Below are 18,861 nucleotides of genomic sequence, written 5' to 3'. Positions count from 1 at the left end.
TTTCGTCGGTTTCGTTTGCCGGGTCAGGCCCCGCGAAAGAGCGGATCAGTCCGCGCGCATGTCCTCCAGCACTTCGGCAAGCATCTGGTTCAGCCGGCCGGCCAGGTCCACCTCGTCAAAACGCACTTCGGCGGCGGCAAATTCGTCGCGCAACCGGTTGAGCAGGTGCTGGTCGTTCGGGTTCTCCACGGCCCAGATGGCGAATTCCTCGGCATAGGCGATGGGATTGTCCTTGCCCAGCAATTGCCCCGCCCATAGGCCCAGCAGCTTGTTGCGCCGTGCTTCAGCCCGAAACTGAAGCGTCTGCTCGAAGGCATACCTGTTTTCGAGCGCGCGCGCCCTGTCACGTAATGTAATCATTCCCCGTCCCCGCTGAGATACGCTATGATCGTGGCGCTCCGGCCAGACGATGCGAAACTGCCCGAGAAAATTTGCCAAAGCGTGTAGGGTCACGGTGAACGATTCCTTCCCCCCTGGCTTCATCCCGCACAATGTGCCCCCGGCCCGCATTGTGAAACGGACCGTTTTCCGTTATGGGACCGCTCAAACGCCATCCACGGCGTCACACAGACGCCCAACCAGACGAGATAAGAACCCATGAACCGTCGCCGCCGTATCTACGAAGGCAAGGCCAAGATCCTGTATGAGGGCCCGGAACCGGGCACGCTCATCCAGTTCTTCAAGGACGATGCGACCGCCTTCAACAAGAAGAAGCACGACATCATCGATGGCAAGGGTGTGCTCAACAACCGGATTTCGGAATATATCTTCACGCACCTGAACAAGATCGGCATTCCCACCCATTTCATCCGCCGGATGAACATGCGCGAGCAGCTGATCAAGGAAGTGGAGATGATTCCGCTCGAGATCGTCGTGCGCAATGTCGCCGCCGGCTCCCTGTCGGAGCGGCTGGGCATCGAGGAAGGCGTGGTCCTGCCGCGCTCGATCATCGAATTCTACTACAAGTCGGATGCGCTCAACGATCCGATGGTGTCGGAAGAGCACATCACCGCCTTCGGCTGGGCAAACCCCGCCGAGCTTGACGACATCATGGCGCTCGCCATCCGCGTCAACGATTTCCTGTCGGGCCTCTTCCTCGGCGTCGGCATCCAGCTCGTCGATTTCAAGATCGAATGCGGCCGCCTCTTCGAAGGCGACATGATGCGCATCATCCTTGCCGACGAGATCTCGCCCGACAGCTGCCGTCTCTGGGACATCGAGACCAAGGAGCGCATGGACAAGGACCGCTTCCGCCGCGACATGGGCGGACTTGTCGAAGCCTATTCCGAGGTGGCTCGCCGTCTCGGCATCATCAACGAAAACGAACCGATCCGTGGCACCGGCCCGGTTCTCGTCCAGTAAAGCCGTCAGGAGCAGTCAGTGATCAAGGCACGCGTAACCGTCACGTTGAAGAATGGCGTTCTGGATCCGCAGGGCAAGGCCATCGAAGGGGCGCTCGGCAGCCTCGGCTTCGAAGGCGTCCACCAGATCCGCCAGGGCAAGGTGTTCGACCTCGAACTCGACACGTCCGACCGCGTCAAGGCGGAAGAGGACCTGAAGGCCATGTGCGAAAAGCTGCTGGCCAATACGGTCATCGAGAACTATTCTATCGCTCTGCTCTAGGGAGCATCAGCGGAGACATTTCGCATGGCCGATATTTCCAACGACCTCATGTACGAGCTTTTGAAGCGAATGCATGCGGATATTGCGGATGTGAAACTGGGCCAGCGCGAAATAAAGGCCGAAGTGAACGCGATGCGGGGCGCAATCGTGGCCCTGCATCAGGATATCCATAACCTTCACACGACTTTGGCGCGACACGAGTTGCGTCTCGACCGTATCGAAAACCGTCTCGAACTTCGAGAACTGGCAGAAGCACAAGCAAGGTTTGAGCCCCACCCATGAAGTCCGCCGTCGTCCAGCTCCCCGGCCTCAACCGTGACCGGGACATGATTGCCGCCCTCACCCGCATTTCCGGCCAGGCGCCGGTCACCGTCTGGCAGACCGAGACGGAAATCCCGGATGTCGATCTCATCGTCATTCCCGGCGGCTTTTCCTATGGTGATTACCTGCGCTGCGGCGCGATTGCCGCGCGCATGCCGGTGATGCAGGCCATCCGCGAAAAGGCAGAAAAGGGCGTCAAGGTTCTGGGCGTCTGCAACGGCTTCCAGATCCTCGTCGAAGCCGGCATGCTGCCGGGCGCCCTGATGCGCAATTCGTCGCTGAAATTCGTCTGCAAGCAGGTCAAGCTCGAGGTGGTGAATGCCGAGACGGATTTCACCCGCGCCTATGCTCCGGGCCAGATCATCCGCTGCCCCGTTGCCCACCATGACGGTAATTATTTCGTCGAGGCCGAGACGCTGAAGGCGATGAACGACCGCAGTCAGGTGGTCTTCCGTTATGCCGAAGGCACCAACCCGAACGGGTCGATGCTGGATATTGCCGGCGTCGTCAACGAGGCGGGCAATGTGCTTGGCATGATGCCGCATCCGGAAAACCTGATCGAGGCCGCCCATGGCGGCACGGACGGTCGCGGCATCTTTGCCTCGGCTCTCGACGTCATCGCCGCCTGAAGCAGCAGCCGGGCGCCCTTAAAAAATCCGCCAGACGCCCTGGGGCCGGACATCCTTTTGACATGTCCGACGCACAGGGTTTTGTCACACGCGACACGCCGTTGGACCGGGTCCGGTTTGCGGCGCGTCCATCCGCACTTTTCTTCAACCGGACCCGATCCCCGATGAAAACCAGAACAGCCTTTGCCCTTCTAGCCACAGCCCTTGTCACCCTGTCCGGCTGCAAGCCGGAACGTCCGGCACCCGTTGCGGTGAACCGGGGCGCCCTGCCGACCATGGAGCGCGTGGCGATTGCCGCCAATGGCTGCTGGTTCAAGTCCGCCGACCCGGCCTTTGCCGCCTATCGGATGGCGCCGGAACTCAATTCGTTTTCGGGCCGCCCGCGCATTCTGGCCGTGCCGAAGCACAGCCCCGAATCGCGCCCGCTTCTCGTCGTACAGGCCGAAGGCAATCCGGCGCGCGTCGATGCCTTCGGGCCGATGGTGGACGGCGCCCATGGCGCACGCATCCGGCGTGACGTGCAGCGCTGGGCCGCCGGCGGCAAGGGCTGCTGAGGCCGCGCGAGCACCTGCCCCTTGCGCCGATTCGGCATCGGCGCCTGTTGATCGGCGGACGCAGTCCGTATCGCTTTGCCAAACCGGCACGGATGGCGCAGAAGCGCCATCTCCGGTCACTGAAAAGTTCCGCCTTACGTTCCGATCTTGCAACACCCTGCCCCATTCTTGCCTCGAAAGGATGCAGCCGGCGCTTGTTGCTTGCTTTTCCTTAAAACCCGGCAATACCTTCCGTCCGGTGCTTCGGTTTGCCGTTGCGCCGCTGATCTTAACGGAGTTGCCCCCATGGCCCCTAATGCGGTTGTCCGGCTTGCGATGGTGCTCGCTGTTTCCACGAGCGCGCTTGTGTCTTCTATTACCTCTTCGCTTGCTGAGGAACCGATCTTCGACGAAGCCCGCTTCGGCTCGCTGGTTGCGATCGACAAGACCTATACGAATGACGAAAAGGGCGCCTTCATCAACGGCATGCTGTTCTTTGATCCCTGGGATCATGACAACACACCCGGCTGGCGCAAACTCATCCGCCCGCGCATCCATGTCGGCGCTGATATTTCCACGGCCGGCGAAGCAAACCAGGTCTATGCCGGTTTTTCCTGGACGGCCAATCTTGGCGAACGTTTCTTCCTCGAAGCCGGCTTCGGCGGCAGCCTGAACGATGGCAAGCTTGATCCGGATGGCGGTCGCGGCCCGTTTGTCGGCTGCCACACGCTGTTTCACGAATATGTCGCCGCCGGCGTCAATCTGGACAAGAACTGGCGCGTCATCGCCATGGCCGAGCATTCCTCCCATGCCAATCTCTGCGGCGACACCAATAACGGCCTGTCGCGCGGCGGCGTGATGCTGGGCTACAAGTTCTAAGGCCGAGACACCGGTAACGGTTTGAAAATGAGTTGGGCGTGACCGGAAATTTCCTGTCGCGCCCATGTGTCTTCTAGGCTAAAGAGACGCCAGTCTGGACCGCCACTAGAGAAGACGATGACCATTTCCAATACGATCGCGATCACGCCCGACCTCATTGCCGCCCATGGCCTGAAGCCCGATGAATATCAGCGGATCCTCGATCTGATCGGCCGCGAGCCGAGCTATACCGAGCTTGGCATCTTCTCGGCGATGTGGAACGAGCACTGCTCGTACAAGTCTTCCAAGAAGTGGCTGCGCACCCTGCCCACAAAGGGACCGCGCGTCGTTCAGGGGCCGGGCGAAAACGCCGGTGTCGTCGATATCGATGATGGTGACGTCGTGGTCTTCAAGATGGAGAGCCACAATCACCCCTCCTATATCGAGCCGTACCAGGGGGCTGCCACCGGCGTCGGCGGCATCCTGCGCGATGTCTTCACCATGGGCGCACGTCCGATTGCCGCGATGAACGCACTGCGCTTCGGCGCGCCCGATCACGCAAAGACGAAGCATCTCGTCTCCGGCGTCGTCTCCGGCGTCGGCGGCTATGGCAATTCCTTCGGCGTGCCGACGGTTGGCGGCGAGGTCGAGTTCGATGCGCGCTACAACGGCAATATTCTCGTCAACGCCTTTGCCGCAGGCCTTGCCAAGGCCGATGGCATCTTCCTGTCGGAAGCCAAGGGCGTCGGCCTGCCGGTCGTCTATCTCGGCGCAAAGACCGGCCGTGACGGCGTCGGCGGCGCCACCATGGCCTCTGCCGAATTCGACGGGCAGATCGAGGAGAAGCGCCCGACCGTGCAGGTCGGCGACCCCTTTACCGAAAAATGCCTGCTGGAAGCCTGCCTCGAGCTGATGGCCACAGGTGCCGTCATCGCCATCCAGGACATGGGGGCCGCGGGGCTCACCTGTTCGGCGGTCGAAATGGGCGCCAAGGGCGATCTCGGCATCGAGCTGCAGCTCGACCGCGTGCCGGTGCGCGAAGACCGCATGACCGCCTATGAAATGATGCTGTCGGAAAGCCAGGAGCGCATGCTCATGGTTCTGGAACCCTCCAAGGAAGAGATCGCCAAGGCGATCTTTGTCAAATGGGGTCTCGACTTTGCCATCGTCGGCAAGACCACCGACGACCTGCGCTTCCGCGTCATCCATCAGGGTGAGGAAGTGGCAAACCTGCCGATCAAGGAACTGGGCGACGAAGCGCCGGAATATGATCGCCCCTGGCGCGCCTCCGACAAGCGTGCAGCTCTGCCGGCCGAACAGGTCGCAGAGCCTGCGGATTACAATGCCGCTCTGCTGTCTCTGGTCGGCTCGCCGAACCAGTCGAGCCGCCGCTGGGTCTACGAACAGTATGATACGCTGATCCAGGGCAATTCGCTGCAGCTTCCGGGCGGCGATGCCGGCGTGGTGCGCATCGAGACGCATCCGACCAAGGCGCTCGCATTCTCCTCCGACGTCACGCCGCGCTATGTCGAGGCCGATCCGGTGGAAGGCGGCAAGCAGGCGGTCGCCGAATGCTGGCGCAACATCACGGCAACCGGCGCCGAGCCGCTGGCTGCAACGGACAACCTGAATTTCGGCAATCCGGAAAAGCCGGAGATCATGGGCCAGCTGGTCGGCGCCATCCAGGGCATCGGCGAAGCCTGCCGCGTACTCGACTTCCCGATCGTTTCGGGCAATGTCTCGCTCTACAACGAAACCAATGGCGTCGCGATCCTGCCGACCCCGACCATTGCCGGCGTCGGCCTCCTGCCCGACTGGTCGGCCATGGCGCGGATCGGCACGGCACGGGACGGCGACGTGCTGATCATGATCGGTATCGACGGCAGCCATCTCGGTTCCTCGATCTACCTGCGCGATCTCCTCGGCTCGACCGCTGGCCCCGCGCCGGTGGTCGATCTGGCGGCCGAACGTCGTCACGGCGATTTCGTGCGTGCAGCCATCCGCAACGGCCAGGTCACCGCCTGCCACGATCTTTCGTCCGGCGGCCTTGCTCTGGCGCTTGCCGAAATGGCCATGGCTTCTCAGAAGGGCGCACGTCTGTCGCTGAATGATTGCCGCGGTCTGCCGCATGCTCTGCTCTTCGGCGAAGACCAGGCGCGCTATGTGATTGCCGTTCCGGCCGATCTCGCCAATTTCGTCCGTGCCAGTGCCGAATCGGCCGGCGTTCCCTTCCGCACCCTCGGTCCGGTCGGCGGCGAAGCGCTCATCATTGATGACATCGTCAACGTCACCGTGACCGTGCTGGTCAATGCCCATGAAAGCTGGTTCCCGACCTTCATGGCATGATCATGCCAGCTTGACCTCTCTCATCCGGCACTGTCATCGGTGCCGGACAGGATCCTGCCATCTCACGACTGAGCGTTAAACTCTTCAGGATTTATGGGGCAGGTGCTTTGACAATTGCGTGCTTTTTGGCACTCTTCTGGAAAGGCATGAACAGACTGCAATGGAAGGAACCAGCTGATGGCGATGCGACCCGGGGAAATCGAAGACATGATCAAGGCCGGCATTCCGGGTGCCCGGGTCACCATCCGGGACCTGGCCGGTGATGGCGATCATTATGCCGCCGAAGTGGTGGCGGAAGCCTTTCGCGGCAAGACCCGCGTGCAGCAGCACCAGATGGTCTACGAGGCGTTGAAGGGCAATATGGGCGGCGTTCTGCACGCGCTTGCGCTGCAGACATCGGCGCCGGCCGAGTAAACCACTGTCACAATCGGCGGCTAAAGCACGGTGATCGGACGGAATTGATCACGTCACCGTCAATGCGGTGCTGGAATTTCCATGCGTGCGTGTTATCTAAGGCCCTGAGACACTCCGGACCTTTACTCCGGACAGACAAGGATAGAAACGATGAGCGGCATTTCGGACTTGATTGACAGTGAAGTGAAGGGCAACGATGTCGTTGTCTTCATGAAGGGCACCCCGCAGTTCCCGCAGTGTGGCTTTTCCGGGCAGGTTGTGCAGATCCTCGATTACCTCGGCGTGGACTACAAGGGCATCAACGTCCTTGCAGATCCGGAAATCCGCCAGGGCATCAAGGATTATTCCAACTGGCCGACGATTCCGCAGCTTTACATCAAGGGTGAATTCGTCGGCGGCTGCGATATCGTGCGCGAGATGTTCCAGTCCGGCGAGCTTCAGTCCCACTTCCAGGAACAGGGTATCGCCGTTCGCGGCGCCGCCTGACGGCCCCTCCGGTCTGTGTCAGACCAAATTCGATCATGATCGAGGCGCCGCATCAAGCGGCGCCTTTCGTATTTTCAGGATATTCGTGTGACCCCCGACATCAACAATCCGCTTGCCCGCCTCAAAGGCATGGGCAAGGTCGAATTTATCGCGCTCATGGCCATGCTGATGGCGCTCAATGCGCTCGCCATCGATATCATGCTGCCGGCTCTTCAGGAAATCGGCGCTGCCCTTCAGGTCGAGGATGAGAACGCCCGCCAGTATATCGTCTCGTCTTATCTCTTCGGCTTCGGTTTTGCGCAGCTGCTCTATGGCCCGCTGTCTGACCGGCTCGGGCGCCGCCTGCCGATGATCGTCGGCCTGGTGATTTACATCATCTGCTCGTTTGCCATCGTTGCCACGCCGTCCTTTGCGTTGCTGCTGGCGCTGCGCTTCATCCAGGGCGCTGGAGCGGCCTCCACGCGCGTCATCACGGTCTCGATCGTCCGCGACGTGTTTGGCGGGCGCGCCATGGCGGAAGTCATGTCGCTTATCATGATGGTGTTCATGATCGTGCCGATCATCGCGCCGGGCACCGGCCAGCTGATCATGCTGGGTGGCGATTGGCACATGATCTTCCTGTTCATCGGTGTCATGGCCATCCTGCTTCTCATCTGGATGTGCATGCGCCTGCCGGAAACGCTGGCGAAGGAAGACGTGCGCCCACTGACGTTGACCTCTGTTGTCGCCGGCTTCCGCATCGTCCTCACCAACCGCGTGGCGCTCTGCTACACGATTTCGGCCACGTTCATCTTCGGCGCCCTGTTCGGTTTCATCAACTCCGCCCAACAGGTCTATGTCGGCATCTATCAGCTGGGGCACTGGTTCCCGGTGGCCTTTGCAGCCGTTGCTGCCTTCATGTCGCTTGCCTCCTTCATCAACTCGCGCATCGTCGGCCGCTTCGGCATGCGCAAGCTCTCGCATGCCTCCCTGCTCTGCTTCATCCTCGTCACGTTCGTATGGATGCTGGTGCAGATCTTCGGCCCGCAGCCGATGCCGTTCCTGCTGTTTCTGAGCTTCTTCGGTTGTGCCATGTTCATGTTCGGCTGGATTGGCGCCAACTTCAATTCGCTTGCCATGGAGCCGCTCGGCCATGTCGCCGGCACTGCGTCCTCCGTCCTCGGCTTCATGAGTACGGTCGGCGGGGCAGCAATCGGCGCCGTCATCGGTCAGGCCTTCAACGGAACGGCGCTGCCGATGGTTCTCGGCTTCTTCACCGTGTCGATCATCGGGCTGGTCTTTGTGCTGATCGCTGAAAAGGGCAAGCTCTTCCAGGCCCACAATCCTCGCGCCTGAGGCGCCAGACGCTGTTGAAAAAAAGGCCCCGATGCATCGCGCCGGGGCCTTTTTCTTTGGGATGAGAAAGCTTTATGCGATGATTTCATCGCGGAGGTGGTGCCAGCTGTCGCGATCGCTTGCCACCAGCAGCCCACCTTTCAGGTCCGTCGGACGATAGGTGCTCCCATCGAATTTTGCCGCATGGGCGCCCGCTTCCTGCGCAATCAGCGTGCCGGCCAGATGATCCCACGGCATCAGCTTGTTGTAGAGGGCAAAATCCACATGCCCGCCGACAAGCGTGCGGTATTCCTGCGCGGCGCAGCGATAGCAGGCAAACATCCTGACCTTGGCGAGATTGGAGAGGATTTTCCGACGCTCCTCGCCGAAGAAGAAGCCGGTGGAGGCAAAGCCGATCATCGCTTCGATCGGCTTTGGTGCGGCAACGGAGAGGCGGATCGTCTCGCCGTCCGGCCGCCGCCGGAAAGCGCCGGACCCCTTCTCCGCCAGAACCCAGTCATCGCCCATCGGATCGTAGATGATGCCGGCAATCGTCTCGCCCTTGTGGACGACCGAGGCCATCACGCCGAAGGCGGGAACGCCCGAGGCGAAGTTGAACGTACCGTCAACCGGATCGACAATGATGGCAAGCGGCGCATCGGCAAGGCGCGGCAGGAGCGCGGGATCGGCAGCCACCGATTCCTCGCCGACGAAGAGCGCATCGGGAGCGAGCGTCTGAAGCTCGGCGCGGATCATCCGTTCCGCCTCGACATCGGCTTCCGTCACAAGGTCGCTTGCCTCGCTCTTGGCGCGAATATCCTCGGCATTGAGGCGGCGAAACCGCGGCAGGATTTCGGCCTTGGCGGCGCGACGCAACACGTCGGCAAGCGCCATCACATCAATCGACATCAGCAACCTCACTCTTTGGCACGGGGACAAGCGCGGAAAAATCAAACAGGGCAGGATCGAGTAGATGCGAGGGATTGACGTGGGACAGCGCGCGCAGCATGCGGTCCTTGCGCCCCGGCATCTGCGTTTCCATCGTCGTCAGCATCGCCTTCATCGCATTGCGCTGCAGCCCATCCTGGGAGCCGCAGAGATCGCAGGGAATGATCGGGAACTGCAGGGCGCTTGAAAACTTTTCGAGATCCTCTTCGGCGCAATAGGCAAGCGGCCGCAGCACCATCAGGTCGCCGTCATCATTCAGAAGCTTTGCCGGCATTGCGGCGAGCCGCCCTCCATGAAAGAGATTCATGAAGAAGGTTTCGAGAATATCGTCGCGGTGGTGGCCGAGGACCAGCGCCTCGCAGCCTTCCTCGCGCGCAACCCGGTAGAGGTTGCCGCGGCGCAGCCGCGAACAGAGCGAGCAATAGGTGGCGCCCTGCGGCACCTTTTCCTTCACCACGGAATAGGTGTCGCGATATTCGATGCGATGGGCGACGCCGATCGAGGTGAGATAATCCGGCAGCACATGTTTGGGAAAATTTGGCTGGCCCTGATCGAGATTGCAGGCCACAAGCTCCACCGGCAACAGGCCGCGCCATTTCAGATCCATCAGCAGCGCCAGCAGCGAATAGGAATCTTTTCCGCCGGAGAGCCCGATCAGCCAGCGCTTCTGGCCGTTCAGCATGCTAAAATCATCGAGCGCCTGGCGAACCTGACGCAGCAGGCGCTTGCGCAGTTTGTTGAACGCCGTCGTCTGCGGCGCGTGCGCATAGATCCCGTTCAGGAAGCCGTCTGCCTGCGGCAGGACGTCCTCGCTCTCGTCGATTGCCGCTGAAAGCGTCACGTCCGTCTCCCGTCCGATTGCCGCACTGCCTCAGCCGAAGCGGCATTGCATAAGTTGTCGGTGTGGCGCGCCATAGAGGGCGGCTCGGCGGCGCATAGTCGCTGACCTGCCAAAGCCCGGCGCGCCCTCAAAACCGACCAGCAGCCCAACCGCAGTTTCTTGCCGTCCATTCGCGGCGAAAAATACCGCAACGACACCGGTCAAAAACCCGCGCGCAAGAACTTTGCCGCGCGCGGGAAAACAGGACGGTTAGCCGGCCAGCGTCTGCGCCACCGCGGCAATGGCCGCATCGGCCTTTTCGCCGTCCGGGCCACCGGCCTGGGCCATGTCGGCGCGTCCACCGCCGCCCTTACCGCCGAGCGCCACGGAGGCGACGCGCACCAGATCGACGGCGCTGAAGCGCTCCGTCAGATCGGTCGTCACGCCCACCACGGCGCTGGCCTTGTTGTCGGCGCCAACACCAATGAGCAGCACGACACCCGAGCCGAGCCCAGTCTTTGCCTCATCGACCAGCCCCTTCAGATCCTTGGCATCGATTCCGGCCAGAGTCTTGCCGAGGAATTTGATGCCGCCGAGATCCTGGACCTCATCGGCGGAGGCACCCTGCGCGCCGCCCATGGCGAGCTTGCGGCGTGCGTCCGCCAGTTCCTTTTCGAGCTTCTTGCGCTCGTCCAGCAGGCTTTCGACGCGCGAGACGACCTCGCCCGGCTGAACCTTGAGCGCGCTTGCCAGTGCCTTCACCCGTTCGTCCTGCTCGGCAAGATAGTCGCGCGCGCCTTCGGCGGTCACCGCTTCCAGGCGGCGCACGCCGGAGCCGACTGCGCTTTCGCCCAGAATGCGCACCAGCCCGATATCGCCGGTCTTTGCCACATGCGTGCCGCCGCAGAGTTCAACCGAATAAGGCTTGCCGGCCTTCTGGCCCTCAATTCCGGTGCCCATGGCGACGACCCGGACCTCATCGCCGTATTTTTCGCCAAACAGCGCCATGGCGCCCTCGGCAATCGCATCGTCGACGCTCATCAGGCGCGTCGTCACCGGCGCATTCTGCAGGATGATGGCATTGGCCATGTCTTCGACCGTCTGCAACTCCTCGGCCGACATCGGCTTCGGATGCGACACGTCGAAACGCAGCCGGTCCGGCGAAACGAGCGAACCCTTTTGCGCCACATGGGTGCCGAGCACTTCGCGCAGCGCCTCGTGCAGCAGATGCGTGGCCGAATGGTTGGCACGCAGTTTCGAGCGACGGGCGTGATCGACGGTCAGGACGACCGGCTCGCCAGCCTTCAGTGCGCCTTCAGCGACGATGGCGGAATGGACGAACAGGCCCTCGCCTTTCTTCTGCGTATCGGTGACGGTAAGCTTTGCGCCGTCCGTCGAGATGACGCCGGTATCGCCCATCTGGCCGCCCGATTCGCCGTAGAACGGCGTCTGGTTGACGACGATCTGCACGGTGTCTCCGGCCTCTGCCCGCTCGATCACGGCGCCGTCGCGCACGATCGCCTGCACGACGCCTTCGGCGGTTTCGGTGTCATAGCCCAGGAATTCGGTCGCGCCGTGCTTTTCCTTGAGTTCGAACCAGACGGATTCGGTGGCCTTGTCGCCGGAGCCGGACCAACTGGCGCGGGCTTCGGCCTTCTGGCGCTGCATGGCATCGTTGAAGCCGGTGAGATCCACGCCGATACCACGGGCGCGCAGTGCGTCCTGCGTGAGGTCGAGCGGGAAACCATAGGTGTCATAGAGCTTGAAGGCGGTTTCGCCATCCAGGCTGTCGCCCTTGTCGAGGTCCGACGTTGCATCGGACAGGAGCGTCAGGCCGCGCGCGAGTGTCGCGCGGAAGCGGGTTTCCTCGAGCTTCAGCGTCTCGGAAATCAGGCTTTCGGCGCGCAGCAGTTCCGGATAGGCGCGGCTCATCTCGCCAACCAGTGCCGGAAGCAGCGTCCACATCAGCGGTTCGCGCGCACCGAGCAGCTGCATGTGGCGCATGGCGCGACGCATGATGCGGCGCAGCACATAGCCACGACCTTCGTTAGACGGAAGCACGCCATCGGCAATCAGGAAAGCGGAGGAGCGCAGGTGATCGGCGATAACCCGGAAGCTTGCCGCCACATCGCCTTCCGCCTTCACGCCGACCACCTCTTCGGTCGCAGCAATCAGCGTGCGGAAGAGGTCCGTGTCGAAGACGCTGTGGACGCCCTGCAGGATGCAGGCCATGCGCTCGAGGCCCATGCCGGTATCGATCGACGGGCGCGGCAGCGGCGACCGCTCGCCGGGCGCCGACTGGTCGAACTGCATGAAGACGAGGTTCCAGAATTCCAGGAACCGGTCGCCATCCTCTTCCGGGGAACCGGGAGGACCGCCCCAGACGCTCTCGCCCTGGTCGATGAAGATTTCCGAGCACGGACCGCAGGGCCCGGTATCGCCCATCTGCCAGAAATTGTCGGAGGTCGGGATGCGGATGATCTTGTCGTCGGAAAAACCGGCGATCTTCTTCCAAAGAGCCGCCGCCTCGTCGTCCTCGGCATAGACCGTCACCAGCAGCCGGTCCTTGGGCAGATCAAAGCCCTTGGTCACCAGGTTCCAGGCCAGTTCGATGGCGTTTTCCTTAAAATAGTCGCCGAAGGAAAAGTTGCCGAGCATTTCAAAGAAGGTCAGGTGGCGGGCGGTATAGCCGACATTGTCGAGGTCGTTGTGCTTGCCGCCGGCGCGCACGCATTTCTGCGAGGTGGTGGCCGTTGAATAGGGACGGCTTTCAAGACCGGTAAAGACGTTCTTGAACTGCACCATGCCGGCATTGGTGAACATCAGCGTCGGGTCGTTGCGCGGCACGAGCGGGCTCGAGGAGACCACCTCGTGACCGTTCTTGCGAAAATAGTCGAGGAAGGTCGACCGGATCTCATTCACGCCACTCATGCCATGCCCTTCTAAGCCGCCCCAGCAGCCTTTCCGCTAAAAAATCCATTGGCTTTTATCGTCGGAACGGAACCCTGTCCAGCACGACGAAAAACGGCCGTGCATCTTTGCCACATGCACGGCCGCCATCCAGTTATCAATCGTCAGGCCATGCGCCCTTCAGGGGCTCAGGCGTCCGGCTCCGTGTCACCGTCATCGGCTTCCGGGCCGCCGTTCTGCAGGAAGCGGTCGGCAATCAGGCCGGCGTTCTGGCGCAGCGACATCTCGATCTCGCGGGCCAGTTCCGGATTATCGCGCAGGAAGCTCTTGGCGTTTTCACGCCCCTGGCCAAGGCGCTGGCTGTTGTAGGAGAACCAGGCGCCCGACTTTTCGACAATGCCGGCCTTGACGCCGAGATCGACCAGCTCGCCGGTCTTCGATACGCCTTCGCCATACATGATGTCGAATTCCACCTGCTTGAAGGGCGGCGCCATCTTGTTCTTGACCACTTTCACGCGGGTCTGGTTGCCCACGACCTCTTCGCGCTCCTTCACCGCGCCGATGCGGCGGATGTCGAGACGCACGGAGGCGTAGAATTTCAGCGCGTTGCCGCCTGTCGTGGTTTCCGGCGAGCCGAACATCACGCCGATCTTCATGCGGATCTGGTTGATGAAGATGACCATGCAGTTGGACCGCGAAATGGAGGCGGTGAGCTTGCGCAGCGCCTGGCTCATCAGGCGGGCCTGAAGACCCGGCAGGCTGTCGCCCATCTCGCCTTCGATTTCGGCGCGCGGCGTCAAGGCCGCAACCGAATCGACGACCAGGACGTCGACGGCGCCCGAGCGCACCAGCGTATCGGTGATTTCCAGCGCCTGCTCACCTGTGTCCGGCTGTGAGATCAGGAGGTTCTGCAGGTCAACGCCCAGCTTGCGGGCATAGACCGGGTCGAGCGCATGTTCGGCATCGACAAAGGCGCAGATGCCGCCCTTCTTCTGCGCTTCTGCAATCGTCTGCAGCGCAAGCGTCGTCTTGCCCGAGCTTTCCGGCCCATAGATCTCTACGATACGCCCCTTCGGCAGGCCGCCGATGCCGAGCGCGATATCGAGGCTCAGAGAGCCCGTCGACACGGTTTCAATCTCGACCACGCTCTCGTTTGCGCCAAGCTTCATGATCGAGCCTTTCCCGAAGGAACGTTCGATCTGCGACAGTGCCGCTTCCAGCGCCTTGCTCTTGTCCACTGTTTTATCCTCTACGAGCCGCAATGAATTCTGTGCCATCCGATCCACCTTTAGGTTAAAGCAGCCGCGCTCGCAATGAAGCAGCTCTTGATCGGTATGTACACTTTTTGTTCTCACATTGCAAGAGGGATCATCCTCTTGTTAATGCACCGTAATCCGGTGCGTGTTCTTTTTGTGTTCCGTGCGCCTAAAAACTCGCCTGCGGAACCGCCTCAGGCCGGTTATCGGGCGATCAATCCTCCCGGTCGAGCATCTCGCGCACGGCCACAGCAAGCTGCTTCAGCGAGAAGGGCTTTGGCAGGAAACCGAACTTGGCGTCGGCCGGAAGGTTTCTCGCAAAGGCATCCTCCGCATAGCCCGACACGAAGATGAACTTGAGGTCGGGATAGGTCTTGCGCAGTTCCCGCAGGAGCGAGGGGCCATCCATTTCGGGCATGACGACGTCGGACACGACGATATCCACCTTGCCGCCCAGTTCCTCCATGATGTCGAGCGCCTCGGTTCCGGAGCCCGCCTCATGCACGGTGTAGCCCCGTGTTTCGAGCATGCGCTTGCCGCCGCGGCGCACGGCCTCCTCGTCTTCGACGAGAAGCACGACCGCGGAATTGCCGGTGAGATCGACATCGTCGGCGGCGGCCTTGGCAGAGGTTGCCGCTTCGACGCGGGCAGCAGCCGGCGCCTCGGCCGGCGCGTGGCCCGTCCGTTCCGCCACGGGTTCCGGAATATGGCGCGGCAGGAAGACGCGGAAGGTCGTGCCTTTGCCCAGCTCCGATTCGGGATAGATGTAGCCGCCGGACTGCTTGACGATGCCATAGACCATGGAGAGGCCAAGCCCCGTGCCCTTGCCCACTTCCTTCGTCGTGAAGAAGGGTTCGAAGATCTTGTCCATGATGTCCGGCGCAATGCCCGTGCCATTGTCGGATACTTCCACCATGACGAAATCGTCAGACGGCAGGCGTGCGCTCGGGAAAACCGCGGCTTCGGCGGCCGTCACGTTGCGGGTGCGGATGCGGATCTGCCCGCCCTGCGGCATGGCATCGCGCGCATTGACGCAGAGGTTGATCAGCACCTGCTCGAACTGCGAGAGGTCTGTGCGCACCGGCCAGAGATCGCGGCCGTAATCCACGTCCAGCTTCACATTGGTTCCGGAAATCAACCGGTCCACCAGCATGCGCAGGTCGCCCACCACGTCGGTGAGGTTCAGCACCGCCGGCCGCATGGTCTGCTTGCGCGAGAAGGCCAGCAGCTGGCGCACCAGAACCGCGGCGCGGTTGGCATTGCGCTTGATTTCCATGAGGTCGGCAAAGCTTGCGTCGGAGGGCCGCGCCTGCAGCAGAAGGTGGTCGGAGGAGAGCAGGATCGCCGTCAGAACATTGTTGAAGTCATGGGCAATACCGCCGGCAAGCGTGCCCACCGCATTCATCTTCTGCGTCTGCGCCATCTGGGTCTCGAGCGCCTTCTGCTCGGTCGTCTCCACGGCATAGACGATGGCCACTTCTTCCGGCGCCTCGTCGCTTTCGTCGATCACGGCATTGACGTAGAAGCGCACGTGGCGCGTCTCGTCGCCGGGATAGCGGCAATCGATCGGGGCGATATCGCCCTGGCGATCCTTGGCATCGGCAAGCGCGCGCTCCAGTTCGGTGCGCGCACTTTCATGCACGATCACGTCGAGCTTTGCCCCGGCCTCCACGTCATCGCGTGACACCACGCCGGCAAAGAGGCGCAGGAACGGCGCATTGATGCGCAGGATCTTGCCGTCGCCGTCGATGGAGGCGATCGCCATCGGCGTATTGTTGAAGAAGCGGGTAAAGCGCATGGCGGACGCCGACTGGTCGCCGCCCTCGCCCTTGGATCTGGCCAAAACGATGGTGCGGCTTTCGCCCGGCGCGCCGTCGCGCATGGACGATACGCTGTGCACGAGGCGCACCGGCAGGCTCTGGCCGTTGCTGCGGCGCAGATCGAGATCCAGCGTTTCCGTGCGCTTCTGGCCGGGCCCTGCCTGCACGGATTGGATAAGCGCCATGCCCTCGCCCGCCACCATGTCGGAGATCGCCATGGAGCCGGGCACGAATTTTGTAAGATCAAGGCCCAGCCATTCGGCAAGTGTGGCGTTGAGGTAAAACACCTCGCCCTTCTTGCCGGCGGAAAAGAAGCCGGCGGGGGCGTGGTCGAGATAGTCGATGGCGTTCTGCAACTCGCGGAAAAACCGCTCCTGCTCCTCGCGTTCGGAGGTAATGTCGGCAATCTGCCAGACATCGAGCGGGATCGGCAAAAGCGGCGAGACGAGGATGCGGGCCTTCAGCCGATACCAGTGCGCCCCGGAGCCGTTCGCCGTGCCGCGTCCGAGCGGTTTTAGCAGACGAAACTCCTCGTGTCCCTCGCGTCCGTCGCGCAGTGCCGCGGTCAGGCGGTAGAGCGCCTCGGTCGCCTCGCGGTTTTTCGATAGAAGCGCTTCCAGCGATTGCGCATTGCTCGCCTTGGTCGCGCCCGTCAGCTTGCCATAGGCGGCATTGGCATAAAGAATACGCCCCCGCTCGTCGGTGATCAGAATGCCATCGGCATGGCCTGCCAGATAGCTGGCGGCAAATTCGTCGGAGCGGGATTTCGGCATCACCTCGACGAGACCGATCATCGAGGAGACGATGAAAAAGATCCCGACCATGGCCAGCACGCCGAGCACGCCCAGCACGATCTCGTTGTCCATGGCTTCCTTGAAGACGACGAAGGCGATGGCGACGCCCACCAGAACCAGTGCCAGCAGCAGAAGCCTGAGCACAGTTCCGCCGCGCGTTCCCCGGTCTACCAAAGGCGCGTCATAACTGCCGATCGGTCGCGACTTCGTCATTCCACCTCGCATTTCGACCGGTTACTGAACACTCGCGGCCATGGAATCGGTCCATTCCTCTTCCATAGCAACTTGCGGACCCTGCAAAAAGCGCCCGGCGCCAGAAACCCGTTGACGACATTCATATTCCTATTGCCGATTACCCGCATCCGTCCATATCTGCCATAATGGACGACGCAAGGCAGTGCGTGCGGCCGATGGCCGGCACACCTTGTTTCAGCCCGCATGCTTGCCGCGGGCTTGCCGGCTGGCTAGCGTGCGACCAAACGACAGGCGTCGAAGCGCGTTGGCAGATCCGGCCAAAGCCGGACCAGCAGAGACGAAAGCGCGAAGGAGCAGCAGAGACATGGAATTGATGAGCGGTGTAAATCCCTACAACCTCATGCTTGCCGTGGCAGCCGTCGGCCTTGGCCTTGTCTTGCTGGTGGTCGTGCTGTGGCTCCTGCGCCGGCGCAGCGGCCCGTCGCCCTTCCTGCGCGGCGGCAAGAATCGCCAGCCGCGCCTGCAGGTGCTGGATGCGGCCGCTGTCGATGCGCGCCGCCGTATCGTGCTCGTGCGCCGCGACGACGTGGAACATCTGGTGATGATCGGCGGGCCGACGGATGTGGTGATCGAAAGCGGCATCCGCCCGCTTGCCGAACAGCAGGCGCTGCGCGCCCCGCAAGCCCTTGATGAGCCTTCGGACCCGCGGCTGGAGGCCACTTCCCGCCAGCCGATGATTGCCGCCCCGCCGCGCCAGCTTGCAAGCCAGCGCGCAGAACCTGCACCGCAAAGCGCTGCAACGGCGCGACCGGAACCGGCAAAACCCCAGGAGGAGGTGCGCGCCGCACCTCGCGCGCTTAACACGGGTGTAGCAAGCGAAGCGCAGGCGGACCGCGAGGAGAGAGTGAGCGATCGCGACCGCGCGCGTGCCGCGCCCTCCGCCAAAGCCGCTTCGGAACCGGCCGCGCCCGTGATGGCGACCGCCGGCGTTGCGGCCGCAGCCTCGCCTGCAAGCGCCCCCGTCGCCGGCGGCACTGCACCTGCCGGTCTCGATGCGGCAAGCGATGCGCTGGACGCTGCCCGTCGCCGCGTGTTTCAGCCGACGCCGGAGAGGGAGCCGGTTGTCACGCCCGAACCGGCCCGTGCGCCGTCCGCCGCTGCGATTGCGCCAGCGGCTTCGGCAAATCCCCAGCCCTTGTCCGCCCCATCGGTACCGGCCAGCACTGCGGCAAAGCCCGTTTCGCCGACGTCTCCAGCCGAACGTCCGCTCGGCAGCGCCTTTGACCGCATTCTGGAAGAGGAAATGGCCAATGGCCTGGCCGCCGGTCCGGATGACCGCGCCAACCCGCCCGCCCCCGGAACGCCGCCGATGACGGCCAGGCGCGATCCGGCCATGGCGCGCGTGACAGGTGCGACGCCGGACCCCTCGCTGCAAACCGAGATCGCCCGCATTTTCGGCGAAATGTCCCTCACGCGCGACAACCGATAGGCCCCATTCGGCCAAAAAACGGCTTGGATGTTTGACGTGCGCTGATCAGTCCGGCGTCAGCGCCGCAGACACGCTCTCAGACGCCACACCACAAGAGACAAAAAA

At 62.4% G+C, this 18,861-nt stretch carries 17 protein-coding genes; 11 read left to right on the top strand and 6 right to left on the bottom strand.

The features are described 5' to 3' along the window. Window positions 1-45: 45 nt before the first annotated feature. Window positions 46-360, bottom strand: a complete 315-nt coding sequence (locus ACEXP3_RS14885; protein ID WP_245365729.1) for an ATPase inhibitor subunit zeta — start codon at window positions 358-360, stop codon at window positions 46-48. A gap of 237 nt (window positions 361-597) precedes the next feature. Between ACEXP3_RS14885 and purC the strand changes: the two genes are divergently transcribed. The 10 genes from purC to ACEXP3_RS14835 all read left to right on the top strand — a co-directional run bounded on the left by purC (window position 598) and on the right by ACEXP3_RS14835 (window position 8,545). Continuing rightward, window positions 598-1,362, top strand: coding sequence for a phosphoribosylaminoimidazolesuccinocarboxamide synthase (gene purC / locus ACEXP3_RS14880; protein ID WP_210104948.1), 765 nt, complete (start codon window positions 598-600; stop codon window positions 1,360-1,362). A gap of 18 nt (window positions 1,363-1,380) precedes the next feature. Beyond that, the gene (gene purS / locus ACEXP3_RS14875; RefSeq protein ID WP_210104947.1) at window positions 1,381-1,623 is read left to right on the top strand and encodes a phosphoribosylformylglycinamidine synthase subunit PurS; all 243 of its coding nucleotides are present in this window, start codon (window positions 1,381-1,383) and stop codon (window positions 1,621-1,623) included. 24 nt (window positions 1,624-1,647) lie between these two features. Then, on the top strand, window positions 1,648-1,905 hold the full coding sequence (locus ACEXP3_RS14870) for a hypothetical protein (protein ID WP_210104946.1): 258 nt from the start codon (window positions 1,648-1,650) through the stop codon (window positions 1,903-1,905). After that, complete coding sequence (gene purQ / locus ACEXP3_RS14865) at window positions 1,902-2,573, top strand: phosphoribosylformylglycinamidine synthase subunit PurQ (protein WP_377297980.1); 672 nt, start codon at window positions 1,902-1,904, stop codon at window positions 2,571-2,573. The genes ACEXP3_RS14870 and purQ overlap by 4 nt, the downstream gene beginning before the upstream one ends. 164 nt (window positions 2,574-2,737) lie before the next feature. Then, a complete protein-coding gene (locus tag ACEXP3_RS14860) occupies window positions 2,738-3,127 on the top strand; it encodes a hypothetical protein (RefSeq protein ID WP_210104944.1) in 390 nt (129 codons plus the stop codon). A gap of 285 nt (window positions 3,128-3,412) precedes the next feature. Continuing rightward, window positions 3,413-3,985: an acyloxyacyl hydrolase gene (locus ACEXP3_RS14855; RefSeq protein WP_245365728.1), complete on the top strand. Its 573-nt coding sequence runs from the start codon at window positions 3,413-3,415 to the stop codon at window positions 3,983-3,985. Window positions 3,986-4,102: 117 nt separating this feature from the next. Next, window positions 4,103-6,310 (top strand): phosphoribosylformylglycinamidine synthase subunit PurL, encoded by a 2,208-nt coding sequence (gene purL, locus ACEXP3_RS14850; RefSeq protein ID WP_377297979.1) that lies wholly within the window; start codon window positions 4,103-4,105, stop codon window positions 6,308-6,310. A 177-nt stretch (window positions 6,311-6,487) separates the two neighbouring features. Next, entirely contained in the window at window positions 6,488-6,724 is a 237-nt protein-coding gene (locus tag ACEXP3_RS14845; protein WP_210104942.1) for a BolA/IbaG family iron-sulfur metabolism protein, read from the top strand. A 150-nt stretch (window positions 6,725-6,874) separates the two neighbouring features. After that, on the top strand, window positions 6,875-7,210 hold the full coding sequence (grxD, locus tag ACEXP3_RS14840; RefSeq protein WP_210104941.1) for a Grx4 family monothiol glutaredoxin: 336 nt from the start codon (window positions 6,875-6,877) through the stop codon (window positions 7,208-7,210). Window positions 7,211-7,339: 129 nt separating this feature from the next. Then, window positions 7,340-8,545, top strand: coding sequence for a multidrug effflux MFS transporter (locus ACEXP3_RS14835; protein WP_377298001.1), 1,206 nt, complete (start codon window positions 7,340-7,342; stop codon window positions 8,543-8,545). Between the two features lie 72 nt (window positions 8,546-8,617). Here ACEXP3_RS14835 and ACEXP3_RS14830 read toward each other — a convergent pair whose 3' ends face one another. From ACEXP3_RS14830 to cckA, 5 genes are all read right to left on the bottom strand, one after another. Beyond that, a complete protein-coding gene (locus ACEXP3_RS14830) occupies window positions 8,618-9,433 on the bottom strand; it encodes an inositol monophosphatase family protein (RefSeq protein ID WP_377297978.1) in 816 nt (271 codons plus the stop codon). Beyond that, window positions 9,423-10,274 (bottom strand): tRNA 2-thiocytidine(32) synthetase TtcA, encoded by an 852-nt coding sequence (gene ttcA, locus ACEXP3_RS14825; protein WP_377298000.1) that lies wholly within the window; start codon window positions 10,272-10,274, stop codon window positions 9,423-9,425. The genes ACEXP3_RS14830 and ttcA overlap by 11 nt, the downstream gene beginning before the upstream one ends. Window positions 10,275-10,562: 288 nt before the next feature. Beyond that, window positions 10,563-13,223 carry an alanine--tRNA ligase gene (gene alaS, locus ACEXP3_RS14820; protein ID WP_377297977.1) on the bottom strand — a complete coding sequence of 887 codons (2,661 nt, stop codon included), beginning with the start codon at window positions 13,221-13,223 and terminating at the stop codon, window positions 10,563-10,565. 167 nt (window positions 13,224-13,390) lie between these two features. Continuing rightward, window positions 13,391-14,479: a recombinase RecA gene (gene recA / locus ACEXP3_RS14815; protein ID WP_210104937.1), complete on the bottom strand. Its 1,089-nt coding sequence runs from the start codon at window positions 14,477-14,479 to the stop codon at window positions 13,391-13,393. Window positions 14,480-14,672: 193 nt separating this feature from the next. Beyond that, complete coding sequence (cckA, locus tag ACEXP3_RS14810; protein ID WP_377297976.1) at window positions 14,673-17,285, bottom strand: cell cycle histidine kinase CckA; 2,613 nt, start codon at window positions 17,283-17,285, stop codon at window positions 14,673-14,675. A gap of 346 nt (window positions 17,286-17,631) precedes the next feature. Between cckA and ACEXP3_RS14805 the strand changes: the two genes are divergently transcribed. Continuing rightward, window positions 17,632-18,756, top strand: coding sequence for a flagellar biosynthetic protein FliO (locus ACEXP3_RS14805; RefSeq protein WP_377297975.1), 1,125 nt, complete (start codon window positions 17,632-17,634; stop codon window positions 18,754-18,756). Window positions 18,757-18,861 lie beyond the last annotated feature (105 nt).

This window comes from Neorhizobium fuzhouense (genome assembly GCF_042611105.1).
Taxonomy (GTDB): domain Bacteria; phylum Pseudomonadota; class Alphaproteobacteria; order Rhizobiales; family Rhizobiaceae; genus Neorhizobium; species Neorhizobium galegae_A.
The sequence above is the reverse complement of the archived record's forward strand: the minus strand, read 5'-3'. Positions and strand labels throughout refer to the sequence as shown.

Excerpts from the sequence above, each read along its gene's own strand:
- grxD (WP_210104941.1), top strand. The coding sequence starts at position 6,875 with ATGAGCGGCATTTCGGACTTGATTGACAGTGAAGTGAAGGGCAACGAT.
- purL (WP_377297979.1), top strand. The coding sequence starts at position 4,103 with ATGACCATTTCCAATACGATCGCGATCACGCCCGACCTCATTGCCGCC.
- recA (WP_210104937.1), bottom strand. The coding sequence starts at position 14,479 with ATGGCACAGAATTCATTGCGGCTCGTAGAGGATAAAACAGTGGACAAG.
- ACEXP3_RS14885 (WP_245365729.1), bottom strand. The coding sequence starts at position 360 with ATGATTACATTACGTGACAGGGCGCGCGCGCTCGAAAACAGGTATGCC.
- ACEXP3_RS14835 (WP_377298001.1), top strand. The coding sequence starts at position 7,340 with ATGGGCAAGGTCGAATTTATCGCGCTCATGGCCATGCTGATGGCGCTC.
- alaS (WP_377297977.1), bottom strand. The coding sequence starts at position 13,223 with ATGAGTGGCGTGAATGAGATCCGGTCGACCTTCCTCGACTATTTTCGC.
- ACEXP3_RS14855 (WP_245365728.1), top strand. The coding sequence starts at position 3,413 with ATGGCCCCTAATGCGGTTGTCCGGCTTGCGATGGTGCTCGCTGTTTCC.
- cckA (WP_377297976.1), bottom strand. The coding sequence starts at position 17,285 with ATGACGAAGTCGCGACCGATCGGCAGTTATGACGCGCCTTTGGTAGAC.
- purC (WP_210104948.1), top strand. The coding sequence starts at position 598 with ATGAACCGTCGCCGCCGTATCTACGAAGGCAAGGCCAAGATCCTGTAT.
- ACEXP3_RS14860 (WP_210104944.1), top strand. The coding sequence starts at position 2,738 with ATGAAAACCAGAACAGCCTTTGCCCTTCTAGCCACAGCCCTTGTCACC.
- ACEXP3_RS14845 (WP_210104942.1), top strand. The coding sequence starts at position 6,488 with ATGGCGATGCGACCCGGGGAAATCGAAGACATGATCAAGGCCGGCATT.
- ACEXP3_RS14870 (WP_210104946.1), top strand. The coding sequence starts at position 1,648 with ATGGCCGATATTTCCAACGACCTCATGTACGAGCTTTTGAAGCGAATG.
- ACEXP3_RS14830 (WP_377297978.1), bottom strand. The coding sequence starts at position 9,433 with ATGTCGATTGATGTGATGGCGCTTGCCGACGTGTTGCGTCGCGCCGCC.
- purQ (WP_377297980.1), top strand. The coding sequence starts at position 1,902 with ATGAAGTCCGCCGTCGTCCAGCTCCCCGGCCTCAACCGTGACCGGGAC.
- ACEXP3_RS14805 (WP_377297975.1), top strand. The coding sequence starts at position 17,632 with ATGGAATTGATGAGCGGTGTAAATCCCTACAACCTCATGCTTGCCGTG.